This is a genomic window from Rhodococcus zopfii NBRC 100606 = JCM 9919, assembly GCF_001895025.1.
GTDB classification, from domain to species: Bacteria; Actinomycetota; Actinomycetes; order Mycobacteriales; family Mycobacteriaceae; genus Rhodococcus; species Rhodococcus zopfii.
In genome coordinates, this window is the sequence record NZ_BCXI01000010.1 from 39,057 (window position 1) to 54,743 (window position 15,687).

General features: G+C 68.8%; 17 protein-coding genes, 1 pseudogene and 1 riboswitch. Of the genes and pseudogenes, 10 read left to right on the plus strand and 8 right to left on the minus strand.

Annotated features, from left to right (window positions below):
- Positions 1–69: 69 nt before the first annotated feature.
- Positions 70–277, minus strand: a riboswitch (cobalamin riboswitch).
- Positions 278–411: 134 nt separating this feature from the next.
- From RZ1_RS06540 to RZ1_RS06560, 5 genes are all read left to right on the plus strand, one after another.
- Positions 412–1,404 carry an alpha/beta hydrolase gene (locus RZ1_RS06540; protein WP_238071858.1) on the plus strand — a complete coding sequence of 331 codons (993 nt, stop codon included), beginning with the start codon at positions 412–414 and terminating at the stop codon, positions 1,402–1,404.
- A gap of 347 nt (positions 1,405–1,751) precedes the next feature.
- The gene (locus tag RZ1_RS06545; protein WP_072810298.1) at positions 1,752–2,366 is read left to right on the plus strand and encodes an acetate uptake transporter; all 615 of its coding nucleotides are present in this window, start codon (positions 1,752–1,754) and stop codon (positions 2,364–2,366) included.
- Positions 2,367–2,568: 202 nt separating this feature from the next.
- Positions 2,569–3,654 (plus strand): 3-deoxy-7-phosphoheptulonate synthase, encoded by a 1,086-nt coding sequence (locus RZ1_RS06550; RefSeq protein ID WP_072810300.1) that lies wholly within the window; start codon positions 2,569–2,571, stop codon positions 3,652–3,654.
- 136 nt (positions 3,655–3,790) lie between these two features.
- On the plus strand, positions 3,791–4,834 hold the full coding sequence (locus RZ1_RS06555) for a zinc-binding dehydrogenase (protein ID WP_072810302.1): 1,044 nt from the start codon (positions 3,791–3,793) through the stop codon (positions 4,832–4,834).
- A 30-nt stretch (positions 4,835–4,864) separates the two neighbouring features.
- Positions 4,865–5,290 carry a VOC family protein gene (locus tag RZ1_RS06560; RefSeq protein WP_072810304.1) on the plus strand — a complete coding sequence of 142 codons (426 nt, stop codon included), beginning with the start codon at positions 4,865–4,867 and terminating at the stop codon, positions 5,288–5,290.
- 24 nt (positions 5,291–5,314) lie between these two features.
- On the opposite strand, the gene RZ1_RS06565 is transcribed toward RZ1_RS06560, so the two are convergent.
- Both RZ1_RS06565 and RZ1_RS06570 read right to left on the minus strand, forming a co-directional pair.
- Positions 5,315–6,310 (minus strand): AraC family transcriptional regulator, encoded by a 996-nt coding sequence (locus tag RZ1_RS06565; protein ID WP_072810306.1) that lies wholly within the window; start codon positions 6,308–6,310, stop codon positions 5,315–5,317.
- 1 nt (position 6,311) lies between these two features.
- Positions 6,312–7,505 (minus strand): pyridoxal phosphate-dependent aminotransferase, encoded by a 1,194-nt coding sequence (locus RZ1_RS06570; protein WP_072810308.1) that lies wholly within the window; start codon positions 7,503–7,505, stop codon positions 6,312–6,314.
- Between the two features lie 120 nt (positions 7,506–7,625).
- Between RZ1_RS06570 and RZ1_RS06575 the strand changes: the two genes are divergently transcribed.
- Positions 7,626–8,282, plus strand: coding sequence for a carboxymuconolactone decarboxylase family protein (locus RZ1_RS06575; RefSeq protein ID WP_139281783.1), 657 nt, complete (start codon positions 7,626–7,628; stop codon positions 8,280–8,282).
- Here RZ1_RS06575 and RZ1_RS06580 read toward each other — a convergent pair.
- Complete coding sequence (locus RZ1_RS06580; protein ID WP_072810310.1) at positions 8,204–8,620, minus strand: VOC family protein; 417 nt, start codon at positions 8,618–8,620, stop codon at positions 8,204–8,206. The genes RZ1_RS06575 and RZ1_RS06580 overlap by 79 nt on opposite strands.
- Before the next feature lies 1 nt (position 8,621).
- Complete coding sequence (locus tag RZ1_RS06585) at positions 8,622–9,560, minus strand: sigma-70 family RNA polymerase sigma factor (RefSeq protein WP_072810312.1); 939 nt, start codon at positions 9,558–9,560, stop codon at positions 8,622–8,624.
- An 85-nt stretch (positions 9,561–9,645) separates the two neighbouring features.
- Between RZ1_RS06585 and RZ1_RS06590 the strand changes: the two genes are divergently transcribed.
- The gene (locus RZ1_RS06590) at positions 9,646–9,930 is read left to right on the plus strand and encodes an ArsR/SmtB family transcription factor (protein ID WP_072810314.1); all 285 of its coding nucleotides are present in this window, start codon (positions 9,646–9,648) and stop codon (positions 9,928–9,930) included.
- Positions 9,927–10,313 carry a VOC family protein gene (locus RZ1_RS06595; protein WP_072810316.1) on the plus strand — a complete coding sequence of 129 codons (387 nt, stop codon included), beginning with the start codon at positions 9,927–9,929 and terminating at the stop codon, positions 10,311–10,313. Before RZ1_RS06590 ends, RZ1_RS06595 begins: the two co-directional genes overlap by 4 nt.
- 66 nt (positions 10,314–10,379) lie before the next feature.
- Here the strand turns inward: RZ1_RS06595 and RZ1_RS06600 are convergent, their stop codons facing one another.
- Both RZ1_RS06600 and RZ1_RS06605 read right to left on the minus strand, forming a co-directional pair.
- Positions 10,380–12,152: a GMC family oxidoreductase N-terminal domain-containing protein gene (locus tag RZ1_RS06600; RefSeq protein ID WP_072810317.1), complete on the minus strand. Its 1,773-nt coding sequence runs from the start codon at positions 12,150–12,152 to the stop codon at positions 10,380–10,382.
- A 3-nt stretch (positions 12,153–12,155) separates the two neighbouring features.
- Complete coding sequence (locus tag RZ1_RS06605; RefSeq protein ID WP_238071857.1) at positions 12,156–12,836, minus strand: hypothetical protein; 681 nt, start codon at positions 12,834–12,836, stop codon at positions 12,156–12,158.
- 196 nt (positions 12,837–13,032) lie between these two features.
- On the opposite strand from RZ1_RS06605, the pseudogene RZ1_RS06610 reads away from it, so the two are divergent.
- Both RZ1_RS06610 and RZ1_RS06615 read left to right on the plus strand, forming a co-directional pair.
- Positions 13,033–13,239, plus strand: a pseudogene (locus RZ1_RS06610) (LLM class flavin-dependent oxidoreductase); the annotation flags it as partial.
- Between the two features lie 184 nt (positions 13,240–13,423).
- Positions 13,424–14,410 carry an LLM class F420-dependent oxidoreductase gene (locus RZ1_RS06615; protein ID WP_072810319.1) on the plus strand — a complete coding sequence of 329 codons (987 nt, stop codon included), beginning with the start codon at positions 13,424–13,426 and terminating at the stop codon, positions 14,408–14,410.
- Positions 14,411–14,447: 37 nt separating this feature from the next.
- Here RZ1_RS06615 and RZ1_RS06620 read toward each other — a convergent pair whose 3' ends face one another.
- Both RZ1_RS06620 and RZ1_RS06625 read right to left on the minus strand, forming a co-directional pair.
- Positions 14,448–15,011 (minus strand): GNAT family N-acetyltransferase, encoded by a 564-nt coding sequence (locus RZ1_RS06620; protein WP_072810320.1) that lies wholly within the window; start codon positions 15,009–15,011, stop codon positions 14,448–14,450.
- Position 15,012: 1 nt separating this feature from the next.
- Positions 15,013–15,681 carry a DUF3239 domain-containing protein gene (locus tag RZ1_RS06625; protein WP_072810322.1) on the minus strand — a complete coding sequence of 223 codons (669 nt, stop codon included), beginning with the start codon at positions 15,679–15,681 and terminating at the stop codon, positions 15,013–15,015.
- Between the last annotated feature and the right edge of the window lie 6 nt (positions 15,682–15,687).

Below are 15,687 nucleotides of genomic sequence, written 5' to 3' on the forward strand. Positions count from 1 at the left end.
CCGGTTCGAAGTATTCGCCGATCAGGTCGCGCACCCATTCCACGAGGTGGCATACCGTCGGACACGGCGTGTCCGACACGATCGGCAGGTCTTCGGACTCGCAGGCGCTCCACGTCCGTGTCCGGACGGGAACCTACTGGCCGTCGCTTCCCGGAACCGGCGAGGTCCCAGTGCTGATGACGGCGGTCGTTCCTGCATACCGCTGCGGGACAGTCCCGGATTCACACCGGGTTCCCTCTCGCACCCGACAGGGTGCTTCGACGCACGTGCGTTGTCTTCGGGGCTCCTCACGACAGGCACGGCGAACCGCTCGCAGCGGCGACTATACAACCCTCCGCAGGAAGAAGCAGGGTCGGATCGGTAACAGGTTCGACGAGGCAGATACCTGCCGCACAGCGAAAAGGAAGCGAGATGAACTCGCTGGACGGTCACACCTCCTATATTCACGGGATGGAGCACATCCCCACCACGCCGCTGCCGGCCCGCACCCGCTTGTTCGGTGCCGTCCTGCGAGTCCTGGCCAGCGAGCCGTCCGGCGGGCCGCAGATGGTCGCGTTGCGGGCGCGTCGGGCCCGGTTGATCGACTCTCCGCCGGGACGGCTCGTCGTCGGTACCGACGCCGCAGGGGTCGCCGTGGCCGACCGGCACATCGACAACGGCATCCGGTTGCGCATCCACACACCGGCCGGCACCGGACCCCGTCCGATCGTGGTGAACTACCACGGCGGCGGCTGGTGCCTCGGATCGCCCGAGCAGTCCCGCTGGATAGCGGGTCGGGTCGCCGCACAGGTCGGGGCGATCGTCGTGTCCCCGACCTATCGGCTCGCCCCCGAACATCCCTACCCGGCGGCCGTCGACGACGCGTGGGCGGCGCTGCAGTGGGTGCGGTCGAACGCCGCCGAACTGGGCGGGGATCCGGACCGGATCGCGGTCATGGGCGACAGCGCAGGCGGGAACCTCGCCGCTGTCGCATCCCTGCACGCCCGCGATGCCGGTGGTCCCGCACTGCGCGCGCAGGTGCTCGTCTATCCGGCGGTGGAGATGTACGAGCGGTGGCCGTCCGAGGCGGCCCACGCGCACGCGCCGCTGCTCACGTCGAAGCAGATGCGGACGTTCGGACGGCTCTACCTCGGCGACGGCTACGGCACCGAGGACTGGCAGGCATCGCCGATCCGCGCCGCCTCGCACGCCTCGCTGCCGCCCGCGCTGATCCTCACCGCTGGGCACGATCCGTTGCGCGACCACGGCTTCCGCTACGCCGACGCGCTGCGGACGGCGGGGGTGGCGACCGAACACCACCACTATCCCGACACGATCCACGGTTTCGCGGCCCTGCCGGGCGTGGCGCCCGCGGCGCACACCGCGGCCCGCGACGTCGTTGAGTTCCTGCGTCGCGCACTGTGATCCGTAATTCCGTGCGGTTGGCTCCGTACGTTGGTCGTGCGCGGTTTCGGTAGCGGCGGCTACCGAAACCGCGCACGGGTCGGGTCCGGTGAGTGTCCTGAGTGCAGGCCCGAACCCCCGGCCGGGTGAACCATATGTGCACGAAGCTGCCGCTGTGCGGTAGTCGACCGGACCGCCCGTGGGAAACCATCCGCCGGCCCGGATCACGACACGGTCGCCGACAGAAAGTGGCTTCCCGTTGTCAGGCGCACGCCGGTTGCCGAGGCGCACACTGAAGGTATTCGAATCATCCGAAGGAGGCCCGGGAGCCTGTGCCGGGTCCTTTCTCCTCAGAAAGAAGCCGGCGGATGCCGTACACCGAAGACGACCCCAACGAAATCGCCGTCCCCGTTCACAGAGGCGCTCACATCGCCGACCCCGGGCCATTGGGTCTGGCGGCCTTTGCCCTCACCACGTTCATCCTGTCCTGCGCCAACGCCGGATTCATCTCGGCGGATGCGGAAGCTGCCGTCCTCGGGGTGGCGTTGTTCTATGGCGGTCTCACCCAGCTCGCCGCCGGAATGTGGGAATTCCTCAAGGGCAACGTCTTCGGGGCGACTGCCTTCAGCTCGTACGGCGCCTTCTGGCTGAGCTTCTGGTACCTGGTCACCTACGCCACCGAGGACATGGGCGCCGACAGGCACATCGGGGTGGGAATCTTTCTGCTGGCCTGGACCATCTTCACCGCCTACATGTGGTTCGCCAGTACCCAGGTCAGCAACGCCCTCTTCGTCACCTTCTCGGTACTCCTCATCGCTTTCATCTTCCTGACTCTCGGAGCGCTCCTGGAGCAAACCGGCCTGACGAGGGTCGGTGGCTACTTCGGACTCGCCGCTGCCGTCGCCGCGTGGTACACCTCCGCTGCCGGGGTACTCAGCACGACGTTCGGGCGCGTAGTCATGCCCACGGGCCCACGTGGATAGGGAGCCGGGTCCGACGGGTGCGAAAGGTTCTGCTACCCTCGTCATCATGCAGCGCGCATATTTCTGGTTTAGTAGGCCGGCCCTGGGTGGGCCGGTCGGCGTAACCGAGCGCTGACTTCTTCCACCTACGAGCCGGACACGGACCGGCTCGCTGGAATTTCATTTTCTCGAGGGTCGGCCTGAGAACAGGAAACCGAACCCCATGAGTACCCAGATCGACAGCATCTCGACTTCCAGTCTCGACGAGCAGCGCACCGTGCGGATCAGCCCCCTCGTGGCGCCGTCCGTCGTGCGCGCCGCGCACGCCCCCGACGAGGTCGCTGCCGCGACCGTGCGTTCGGGTCGCGCCGACACCGTCGGCATCCTCGACGGCTCCGACGACCGCCTGCTCGTCGTCGTCGGACCTTGCTCGGTGCACGACCCGGCTGCCGCGATGGACTACGCGCGCCGCCTCGCTGCGAAGGCCGACGAACTGCGGGACGATCTGCACATCGTCATGCGTGTCTACTTCGAGAAGCCGCGCACCACGCTGGGCTGGAAGGGTCTGCTCAACGACCCGCACCTCGACGGGACGTACGACATCAACACCGGCCTGCGGATCGGCCGCAAGCTGCTGCTGGACGTGTCGAGCCTGGGTCTGCCCGTCGGCTGCGAATTCCTCGATCCGATCCTGCCGCAGTACTACGCGGACCTGGTCACCTACGGCGCGATCGGCGCCCGTACCGCCGCCAGCCAGGTGCACCGCCAGCTGTGCTCGGCGCTGTCCATGCCCGTCGGTATCAAGAACTCCACCGAGGGCGACGTGCAGGTCGCGGTCGACGGCACTCGCGCGGCCGGTGCGAGCCACGTGTTCCCCGGCACCGACCTCGACGGCAACACCGCGCTGATCGAAACGGCCGGCAACCCCGACTGCCACGTCATCCTGCGCGGTGGCAGCGGCGGCCCGAACTACGACGCCGAGACCGTCGCCGACACCCTCGCTCGCCTGCGCAAGGCGGGTCTGCCGGAGCGGGTCGTCGTCGATGCCAGCCACGGCAACAGCAGCAAGAACCACGAGAAGCAGGTCGACGTTGTCGCCGACATCGCCGAGCGGCTCGTGGCGGGGGAGAAGGGCATCGTCGGCCTGATGCTCGAGAGCTTCATCGAGGCGGGTCGTCAGGATCTGACCCTCGGCAAGGCCGACGAGCTCGAGTACGGCAAGTCCATCACCGACGCGTGCATCGACTGGGCGACGACCGCCGACCAGCTCGACCGTCTCGCCGAGGCTGTCCGAGCTCGTCGCGCCTGACCCGCATGCTCGCCCCACCCCACCCGCAACGGACGTTCACGTACACAGCCCGATGGGGTCGGTACGGCCGTCGTGCCCTTCGGCCGCGGAGTATGGTCGCAGCCGAGAAACGGATTCGACGAACAGGCGAGGGACGATGACCGAGACGATGCGCGCAGCACGCTTTCACGCCGATATCAAAACCAATGTGCTGGAAGATGTCCCGATTCCCGCTCCGGGTCCCGGGGAAGTGCTCGTCAAGGTCGAGTTCTGCGGCATCTGCCATTCCGATCTGAGTCTGCTCGACGGTACCTTCCCGGCGATGCTGCCCGTCGTCACGCAGGGGCACGAAGCGTCCGGCGCCATCGCCGCGCTCGGCGCGGGAGTCACCGGATGGCAGGTCGGCGATCGTGTGATCCCGTCCGCCGGGCGCCCGTGCTTCCAGTGCCGCAGTTGCCGGCGCGGCGATCTGACGAACTGCGAGAACATCCAGCTGATGGCGTTCGCCTACGACGGTGCGTGGGCGGAGTACACGGTCGCGCAGGCCGGCGGCCTGACCCGCATCCCCGACAATGTCTCGTTCGAACAGGCGGCGATTCTCGCCGATGCCGTCTCGACTCCCTACGGAGCGGTGGTGCGGACCGGTCAGGTCCGGGTCGGCGAAGCGGTGGGCGTGTGGGGCGTCGGCGGGGTCGGTACCCACATCGTGCAGCTGGCACGGCTCGTCGGCGCCGTCCCGGTGATCGCCCTGGACATCGATCCCGTCGTCCTCGACCGGGCTCTCGAACTCGGCGCCGACTACGCCTTCGACACCCGCGACCCCGAGCTCCCGGCCAAGATCGCGGAGGCGACGAACGGCAAGGGCCTCGACGTCGCGTTCGACTCCGCAGGGCTGAAGGTCACGTTCGATCAGGCGCTGGGCGCGGTGCGCCGGGGCGGACGGGTTGTCGTCGTCGGGCTGAGCGGCCAGGAAGCGTCCCTCGGCCCCACCGCGACCTTCGGGTTGTCGCAGAAGCAGGTCCTCGGGCATCTGGGTTACAAGAACATCGACATCGAGGTCCTCGCCGAGCTCGTCTCGCGTGGCAGGCTCGACCTGTCCCGTTCGATCAGCGAGATCGTGCCGCTCGAGAACGTTGCCGAGGGGATCGAGAAGCTGCACAACCACGTCGGCAACCCGATCCGGATCCTCGTCCGTCCCTGATCTGTCGGTGGCGGGCAGTACCGTCACCCCATGGGATACGAATTTCAGGTGACGGTCGATTCGAACACCCCGCACACGCAGGCCAAATGGTGGGCGGACGCGCTGGGGTGGCGGGTCGAGCCGAGCGACGAGAACTTCATCCGCGGTCTCATCGCCGCCGGCCATGCCAGCGAGGACGACACCGAGATCTTCGAGGGCACCCTGGTGTGGAAGATCGGTGCCGCGATCTCCGATCCGGACACACCGGCCCGGCCGCGCGTGCTGTTCCAGCTCGTGCCGGAGGGCAAGACGGTGAAGAACCGGATGCACTTCGACATTCGGGCCGGCGACGACCGAGATGCGCTCATCGACAAGCTCGTCGCCGCCGGCGCGACCGTCCTGTACCGGGAGAGTCAGGGCCCATACGAGTGGGTCACGATGACCGATCCGGAAGGGAACGAATTCTGCGTGGCCTGACCCGGATGTGGCCCGGCCGGCGGTTCACCGGAAGCTGCGCGGCGTGGACCCGGTCCACCGTTTGAATGCACGCCGGAACGCGCTCGGTTCGGAGAACCCGAGCCGCGCGGACAGGTCGTCCACCGATTCACCGCGGCGCAGGCCGGCGATCGCCGCGTCGCGCAGTACCTCCTCACGCAGCTGACCGAGGGACGTGCCTTCCTGGCGCAGCAGGCGACGCAGGTGCGGAGCGCTCACCGACAGCATGTCGGCGATGTCCTCCGCGCTGGCGGTGCGCCCCTTGATGCCCGACTCGAAGATTCGACGGACCTGAGCGGACGCGGTCGACTCGTAATCACGTTCGGACAACATGAGATTCGGCGATTCGCGGAGGTACTCCTCGAGGGTGCTCTCGGACTGCACGAGCGGCGACCGCAGCGCGGAATTGTCGATCTCGAGGGCCGCGCGGTCGGCGCCGAACGTGACGGGAACCCCGAAGATCGCGTCGTAACTGCGGGCGAGGACCGGGTCCGGCTGCGGGTAGGGCAGCACCACCGACTCCAGACGTACCCGCCCGCCGACCAGCCACGCGGCGAAGCGGTGCAGCAGCATCAGGAGGAAATCGACGGTGACCCGGGTCTTCTCGGTCACCACGTCGGGGAGCGCCACATCCAGAAAAGTCGTTTCCGCACCGGGCGTCAGCGTCAGGGCGGGCAGGGTCCGCATGACGCGGTTGACCTCGATCATGCGGGTCAATGCGTGCGCCAGGTCGGGGCAGTGGATCAGAGTCAGGCACATCACCCGGAAGGATCCGCGCGGAACCGGTCCCTCGCCGAGACCGAACAGTTCGTCGTCCGTGATCTGCCACGTCACCTGGGTGAACCGGCTGACTTGCTCGGGTGTGAGCCGCGCGTGCGGCTGTGCGAGCACCGCCCGGCTGATCCGCGCCGCATCCAGCGCCGGTGCGAGATCGACTCCTTCGGCGGCCGCGAGCTGGACCGCCCGGCTCACGAAATCGGACGGAATCGTGGGTGCCGACACGTCAGCGCGCCTCCCGTAGGGTCTGCAACCGTCGGACACCTTCGGCGAGAACCTCGTCGCGCTTGCAGAACGCAAACCGCACGAGATGATTCCACCGCTCGGGATCATCGGCGAACACACTCACCGGCACCGCCGCGACACCGATCCGCTCGGGCAGGCTGCGACAGAACTCGATGGCGTCGGTCACGCCGATCGGTGTGACGTCCGCGCACACGAAATATGTTCCCGCCGAGTCGAGTACACCGAAACCTGCGTCGGTCAGTGCCCCGGACAGCAGGTCGCGTCGGCGTTGTAGGTCGTCGCGCTGCGCGGCGACCCAGGCTTGCTCGTGGTTCAGCGCATACGCGACCGCCGGCTGGAACGGTGCCCCGGCGACGAACGACATGAACTGTTTGGCGGCGCGCACCCCGTCGATCAGCTTGCGCGGGCCGAGCGCCCAGCCGATCTTCCAGCCGGTCACGTTGAACATCTTCGCCGCGCTCGACACGGTGACGGTGCGTTCGGCCATGCCGGGCAGCGATGCCAGCGGTATGTGGCGGCGACCGTCGAACACCAGGTGCTCGTACACCTCGTCGGACAGCACCAGCAGGTCTCGTTCGCACGCGAGTTCGGCGACCGCGGTCAGCGTCGCCTCGTCGTATACGGTGCCCGTCGGATTGTGGGGGGTGTTGACGACCAGCATGCGGGTGCGGCCGGTGACCGCGGCGCGCAGCGCGTCGACGTCGAGCACGAAACCCGACCCGGAACGTTCCAGGGGGACCGCGCGCCGGGTCGCGCCCGCCAGCGCCACCGATGCGGCGTACGAGTCGTAGTACGGCTCGGTGAGCAGCACCTCGTCACCGGGTTCCACGAGTCCGAGGATCGCGGCGCTGATCGCCTCGGTTGCACCGACGGTGACCAGCACCTCGCTGTCGGGGTCGTATTCGAGTCCGTACCGTGCGGCGCGATCGGCAGTGATCGCGTGGCGCAGCTCCGGCATGCCCGGACCGGGCGGGTACTGGTTGACGCCGTCCGCGATGGCTTGGCGGGCAACCTCGAGCATCGCCGCGGGACCGTCGGTGTCGGGGAAGCCCTGGCCGAGGTTCACCGCGTCGTGCTGCACGGCCAGGGCCGTCATCTCGGCGAAGATCGTGGACGCGAACGGCCGGAGCCGCGTGACCGTGCGGACCGGTCGTGGTGACGTCGCTTCTGCCATTTCGCCAGCGTAGCGGGGGCGCGGTGAGTTCGGTCGGGCAGTGGGTGTCACGTTCGGGAACGCTACCTCGTCCAAGGGAGTGAGCGGCCCGCACGGGGCCGGTGACGAACGGAGACGATCATGGCTCGCATTCCCGTGGTGACCCCCGACCAGGCCGGCCCCGCGACCAAGGTCGCGTACAAGATGGCGGCGCGCATGTTCGGGGAGGTGCCCGAGCCGTTCACGGTGCTCGCCCACCACCCGGGCCTGATGCGCAGCAACGCCGTGCACGAGATGCTCGCGCAGCGTGCGTCGAAGGTGCTGCCGAAGAACGTGCGGGAGATCGCCGTGTATCGCACGGCCTGGAACATCGGATGCTCGTGGTGCGTCGACTTCGGGACGATGCTGCAGCGCCTGGACGGCCTCGACACCGAGCGGCTCGAACACATCGCCGACTACAAGACCTCGGACCTGTACAGCGACGACGAGCGTGCCGCCATCGAATACGCGGACGCGATGACCGGCAATGTCCGTGACGATGTCACCGACGAGCAGGTCGCCGACCTCGAGCGTCGTTTCGGACGGGCCGGACTGGTCGAGCTGACCTATCAGGTCGCGTTGGAGAACATGCGGGCCCGCATGAACTCGGCGCTGGATATTCAGGACCAGGGTTTCAGCACCGACGCGTGCCGCGTCCCGTGGGCCGACGCGGTGTCCGGTCAGGGCAGCACGAGTTCCCCGACCGGCCCCGGATTCCAGGCGACCTCCCAGAAGAACCCGTCGGGGTCGGCGAAGTAGCCCGTGTAGCCGCCCCATTCGCGGTCCGTGCCGCCGGTGACCCTCCCGGCGCCGGCAGTACGGGCCGCGGCGAGCACGTCGTCGACCTCGTCGCGTGTCGCGACGTTGTGCGCGAGGGTCACCGGTGCGATACCACCGCTCGAGATCGGCCCGCCGACCTCGGCTTCGAACGCCGCTCGATCCCACAGGGACAGCACGATGTGCTCGCCGACCCGGAACATCAGCACGTCGCCCGCGATGTCGACGGTCGGTGTCCAGCCGAGCCCGTCGACGTAGAACGCGCGGCTGCGGGCGACGTCGGCTACGGCCAGGGTCACGAAGCTCAGGCGTTGATCCACTTCACTTCCTCTCGGAGTCGGTCGTCCACGGGGACGGGACCTTGACGCGTCGCAGCTTGTCGGGGTTCGCCATGTCGTAGGCCGCCCACACGGACCCGTCGACGACGGTGCACGCCAGGATGCGGCCGGGGAATCCCTGGTGCGTGGCGTCACCGGGGGAGCCGCTGTTGACGAATCCGAGTTGCCCGTTGACCAGTGCCGGCGTGAAGTGGAGCAGGGACTGCTCGCCGTATTTGGCGACGAGACCGAGGAAGAACCGAGCGGCCTTGTCCGGTCCGACGATGACGTTGACGGCGGTGCGGGTGGTGCCGTTCGCGTCGCCGATCATCCGGGCGTCGGGATGTAGTGCCGCGACGACCGCGTCGAGGTTGCCCGTCGCAATCGCCTCCATAAGCCGTTGCACGGCGGCGTTGTGCTCGCCGTCGGTGACCGGCGGGGGCGTGGCGCCCGCGATGCGCCGCGCGCGGGACGCGAGTTGCCGAGCCGTGGCGGTTTCCGTCCCGAGGATGTCGGCGATCTCGCCGAACGGCACGGCGAACGCGTCGTGCAGCACGAACGCGACCCGCTGTGCGGGAGTGAGGGTGTCGAGCACGACCAGCGCGGCGAGGCGGTTGTCCTCGAACTGCACGACCTGCTCGAGCGGATCCGGGGGTGCCGCCCCGGACAGCGGGGTGACGATCGGTTCGGGCAGCCACTGACCGACGTACTGTTCCCGCCGGACCGCCGCGGACCGCAGCCGGTCCAGGCACAAGCGGCCGACCACGGTGGTCAACCATGCCCGCAGGTCGTCGATGCGGTCGGAATCTGCACCGTCCAGGCGTAGCCAGGCATCCTGGACGGCGTCCTCGGCGTCGGCGACGCTCCCGGTGAGTCGGTATGCGACCGACAGCAGGTGGGGCCGGTGTTCCTCGAACGAATCGACGAGCGACGCAGCGCGCATGCGTCCGATGGTACGACGCCCGGTCGCATGGTGGGTGGGGGCGCCGTCCTTGATAGGCAAGCAGTCACTTGCCTATAGTGGGTTCGTGGCCGACGTCTTCCACGCGCTCGACGACCGGACGCGACGCATCATCCTGGACGAACTCGCGGCCGGCGACGGTCGCACGCTGTTCGAGATCTGTTCCGTGCTCGCCATGCGTCACGGTCTCGGCCTCACGCGCCAGGCGATCTCGCAGCATCTCGCGGTGCTCGAGGCCGCCGGGCTGGTCGTCACGGAGCGCCGCGGCCGATCCAAATTCCACTACTTCGACCCCGGTCCGCTCGCCCAGATCACCGAGCGGTGGCCCACCAGCGAAAGGACAGACCGATGAGGATCAACCTGACGAGCGTGTTCGTCGACGACCAGCGAGCCGCCCTCGCCTTCTACACCGACGTGCTCGGTTTCGTGAAGCACCACGACATTCCGATCGGTGACGCCGCGTGGCTCACCGTCGTCTCGCCCGACGCGCCCGACGGACCGCAGTTGCTGCTCGAGCCGGCCGGGCACCCGGCGGTCAAGCCGTATCGGGATGCACTGCGCGAGGACGGAATTCCGTTGGCGCAGTTCGCCGTCGACGACGTGGCAACCGAGCATGCCCGGCTCGCCGCCAAGGGGGTCGAGTTCACGATGCCGCCCACGGACATCGGCACCGCGGTCGTCGCCGTCTTCGACGACACCTGCGGCAACCTCATCCAGATCGTCGCCGAGAAGTAGCCGCGGCCGACACGGTCGAGATGTGACCGCACGCCGCCACCGCCCGCGGTCACAACCCCCGCGCGGTCACAGCCCCTGTGCGATCACCGCCGCGGTGACGCGGTCGTCGATGGAGGACACCGGGTCCTCGCGCCCGACCCACGCGTCGCCGCCGAAGTAGCCGCGGAAGATCGCCTCGGACGTGCGGGTCGCGAGCGCCTGCGTCGTCAACGTCGGATTGGGCCCGCCCAGTGCGTTGGCGAGTGCCGAATTGTCCGCGATGAAAAGCCTTTTCACCCATCTGGCCTCGCCGGTGGCGTCGAGCACCGAATCGTCCTCGCTCGTCCCCATCCGCATGCTGGACTGCGCGTGCAGGATCAACGGCGGCCAGTCGCAGCGGTGCACGGATTTCGCGCCCGCGGCCCGCATCAGTTCGACGGCCTTGCGGGTGCAGTACTCCCGGTTTCGCCGCGTGCGTTCGGACCGCTGCCGGTGCCGGATCGTCACCTTCGGTGCCAGTCCACCCTCGTCCGGCAAGAGCATCGTCGAGCGTGTGACCCGATTGCCGGGCTCGACGTCGTCGTCGGTGATCACCAGCGCCGCCAAGGTCCGGTTCGCGTCGTCGAGCGTGCCCAGCAGATCGCGGCCCACCAGCCGGCCGAGACTGTCGGCCCCGGCGTCGTCGACGACACCGCCCGCCCGGCCGTAACCGTGGATGCCGGAGTCGCTGAACGCCAGCGAATACGCCTGCAACGCCGGGGGCATCCCGACCTGTTCGATACCGCCGTAACCGGGCAGGTCGACGCGCGCATTCGATCCGGCGCCCCGGGTCTGACCGGTGTCCTCCTCGAACACCCCGAACACCGCGTCCATGTGGTGGTCCGTCAGGCCACGACCCACCCAGTCGTTCGGGTTCGGCAACTCCGACGCCAGCCACAGCCGCGGTGATTCGACCGCGCCCGCCGCGAGCACCACGACTTGCGCGCGTTCCTCGTGTTCCTCCCCACCGGTGCTGCGGAACCGCACCCCGCGCGCGGTCGTCTCGCCGCGTACGTCCTCGACGAGGATCTTCGTGACCGTCGCATCGGTCACCAGCGTCGCGGCCCGCCCGTGCGGCGACCACGTCTCCGCGGTGAGCATCATCGGGACGTACGAGTTGTCCGTCGACCGTTTCGCTTTGAGGTTGCGGGGTGCACCCGCCGGCAGGTAGCAGCCCTGATAGCAGTGACCGCACATCGTGCAACCCTGCGCCTCGGGATGCCGCAGCCGGTGCGGGTCGCGGGTGCGCCCGGCGGTACCGCCCGGCTGCAGGACCGCGTTCTGCTGCGCGCGGTGCGAGGCGACGGTCGTGTCGTGTGTCGTCTGGTGCGGCAGTCCGAGCGCCGACGCACCGCGCAGGAAGATCCGTTCCTTCGTGCCCATCGGGGCGGTCTGCACCGGCAGGGTCGCCTCGACCCACTCGTAGTAGCGGCGGAACTCGCCGTATCCGAACGGGAACAGGTGGTCCGTGTCGTACATGTTCCGGTCCGCGCCGTCGTAGCCGGCGAACACGCCGGGTACCGCGCGCGGCGAGTTGCCGAAGTAGTGCAGGGTCGTACCGCCGACCCCCGCGACCTGCCACACGTACGAGTTCTGCGGAAGGTCGCGCAGCCACGGGGTGCGCGACCGGTCGCCGGGTCCCTGCCGGAGGAAACCGGTGACCGGATTGTTCGCGTCGTCCTCGAAATGCGTCCACTCGCTCTCCGGATCCGCGAAGCGCGGCCCGGCCTCGACGACGAGGACGTCCAGTCCGCGAGCGGCCAGTTCCTTCGCGACGACCGGTCCGCCACCGCCGGAACCGATCACGATCACATCCCTCATGATTCAGTCCTCGATCCGGTCGACGTCTCGGTAGTAGCCCTCGAACTCGTCCCATCCGTCGCCGACACCGGCGTAGCGGGTCAATTCCCACCCGGCGGGTCGGCCGATGAGGACGCGGCGGCCGGGGTCGAACGCCGACGCCTCCGAATACGCGGCGAATGCGGCGAGCGTGGGGATCGCGTTGACCACGTAGGTGAGCATGGTTCCGGTGAATTGCGGCTCGGTGTCGAGCAATTCGAAGACCCGGGCCTTCGCGGTGTGACTCAGATTCGCGAACGGTGCCGCGAACGGCCCGGCGAGCGACCGCGCATCGACGGTGACCGCATACATGTTGACCAGGGCGGCGACAGCGGCTGCGCCGGGCAGGTTCCCGGCGGCACGGCCCAGCAGCGGCACCGGCGACGCGTGGTCGAAGGTGTGCTCGAGCGATGCCATCGCACCGTCGGTGGCGCCGCCGACCCGATCGGTGGACATGCCCTGGTGACGCGAGTAGGGGTCGTTGCCGGGGACGACGAACGCGAGGATGCCGCCGATGGTGTCGCGGACCGGCGGGGCACCTGCTGCCGGCCGTGCCGTCGCCTCGGTCGAGAACAGGCAGGTCACCCCCACCAAGGCCGCCGCGGTCCCGGTCATTCCGGCCAGGAACCGCCGTCGGTTCCAGACCGGGCCGTCGATTCCGTCCACGTGTGCTCCTGTCTCGTCGATCGAGGACCGAGCTTAGGGGGTGCGTAGCCGGAACTTCGGATCATGCTGCGCAGAAACGTTGAGCGCGTCGGCTCCGGACTGCACGCTTGCCGGAGTCGCATCGTCACCGAGGGGGTTGCCGTGTAAGAGTGTTCGACGTGTTGCCGCTGATCCTGCGACCGCCGACGTGCAGATCCAGCAAGGCGCCGCCGACGGCTTCAACGTCATGCCGCCGTACCTGCCCGATGGACTCGAGGACTTCACCACCAAGGTCGTGCCGACCCTGCAGGAGCGCGGGTTGCCCCGCACCGACTACACCGCCACGACACTCCGCGGCCACTACGGCCTGGACCGGCCGGTGAGCCGCCACGCCGCCGCCGAACCGGACGCCGCCACTGCATGAACCGGCTTCGCCGCCGGGGCCGTCACCATCGGCGGTCTCGCCCTGGCCGGTGCGGCCTGCATGTTCCGCTTCGTTCCGCGATACTCACCCTGGCTGCGTCGGACGCTCCAACCGGCACCGACGGGTGCCTCGGACGTAGTCACCGACCCGGCTGCCGTCGACATCCCTTCGAGATAGGACATGTATGCGTTTCGGGCTTTTCGTTCCCCAAGGCTGGCGACTGGACCTCGTCGGCATCGATCCCGCCGACCAGTGGCAGGTGATGCGCGACCTCGCCGTCCGCGCCGACAACGGCCCGTGGGAATCGATCTGGGTATACGACCACTTCCACACGGTGCCCGCGCCCACGGACGAGGCGACGCACGAGGCGTGGTCGCTCGTCTCCGCGTTCGCGGCCGTCACCGAGCGCGTGCGCATCGGTCAGATGTGCACCGCGATGAGCTACCGCAATCCCGCCTACCTCGCGAAGGTCGCCGCAACCGCCGACATCATCTCCGGCGGGCGCATCGAGATGGGCATCGGCGGCGGCTGGTACGAACACGAGTGGCGCGCCTATGGGTACGGATTCCCTTCCGCCGGTGAGCGACTCGCCCGCCTCGACGAAGGCGTGCAGATCTTCCGACAGGCGTGGACCACCGGTTCGGCGACCCTGCAGGGCAAGCACTATCAGGTCGACGGTGCGATCGTCCGTCCGCTTCCGTTGCAGGACGGCGGTATTCCGCTGTGGATCGCCGGCGGCGGCGAGAAAGTCACGCTGAAGATCGCCGCGAAGTACGCGCAGTACACCAACTTCGACGGCACACCCGAGGGATTCGCGCACAAGTCGGGTCTGCTGCGCGAGCACTGCGCGGCCGTGGGCACCGACTTCGACGCGATCGTCCGGTCCGCGAACTACAACGTCGCCATCGGCCGCACCGAAGCGGAGGTGCAGGAGCGCCTCGAGAACCTGCGGGCGCGGCTCGAACCGTTCGTCGGCGCCGACGCCGCCGACGCCTCCCTCAACGCGTTCCGCGGGATGCCCGCCGTCGGCACCCCCGAACAGATCGTCGAGAATCTCACGGCCCTGAAGAAGCAGGGCCTCGGCTACGCGATCTTCTACTTCCCGGAAGCGGCGTACGACACGTCGGGCATCGAACTGCTCGAGAAGGAGGTGCTGCCGCACCTGGCCTGACGGTGCCCGGATCGCCGCGCAGCCGTCCGACGGCGGGTCAGGTCGGCCAGCCGGCGACCGGGCCACGTGGATCGTCGGACAGCAGACCGGCGATCCACGTGTCACGCGGAACACCGCGCTGCACGCTGCCGAGCCGCAGCGTCCCCTCGAACCGGAAGCCGATTCGCTGCGCGACCGCCGCCGACGCGCGGTTCCCGGCGAACGCCCGCCACTCGATGCGCCACGCGGCGAGCCCGCCCGGCGCGAACGCGAAATCGCACGCCAGCTCCACCGCGGCCGTGGCCAGACCGCGGCCGCGCCCACCCGGCGCGATCCAGTAGCCGATCTCCGGCGCGGTGCGTTCGTGGTGCAGGAAGCCGACGACTCCGAGTAGCGGGCCGTCGGGGTCGGTGCGGATCGCCCAGGTCGGCGCGGCGTTCGCCCACCCGGCGGGCACCATGTCCCCGACGAAGCGCACCGCGTCGGCGCGGGTGTACGGATCGGGCACCGTCGTCCATGCCACGATCTCCCGGTCCCGGCAGGCGGCGGTGATCGCGTCGACGTCGTGCGGGCCGGGCACGGTCAGATGGACCCGCCCGTCCGACAACGACCTGACGTGCATGTCAACGCAGTTCGCCCGGCAGATCGCCGCGATCGAGCACCAGCCGGTGGTCGTCCGTCGCGCTGACCTTCTCGGACAGACCGACCTTGGTCTTCAACAACTTCCACTCGGCGTCGTCGATCGCCTCGGTCGCATCGCGCAGTACCTTGGCATCCCGGGTACCCCACGCGATCGGCATCGGGCTGACCATCTGCCACGACCCGGTGGTGTTGCGGGTGGTGCGGTCGGACAACACTGCTACACACGGCACCTGCTCGCCGACGCGCTTCTGGTGCCCGGGCACCGCCTGCACATTGCGGGTGACCAGCGCATACCGGCGGTCGGTGGTGCCGGGCTTGGCGATGTCGACCAGCGCCAGCAACGTCAATCCGCGCGGACGGATCTCGGAGACCACGGCGGGCACCAGCGGGCTCTCGTGATACAGATCCTGTACCGATCCGACCTTCCGCGGCGCCCACAACGCAACCCACGCCGACGTGACGGCCGCGACGACGAGGACCGCGCCGACGATGTACGCCCAGGGCTTGCCGAGCGTGAGCAGCCACGCGGCGCCTGCCGCGCAGAGCAGCGCAACCACGATCCCGGAGAGCCGCAGACTTCGCACCTCGGCGAGGGTCTGGTTCACGGACTTGGCGTGGGGCAGGTCGACGGGGAACTCGAATCGGCGCACGTCTCC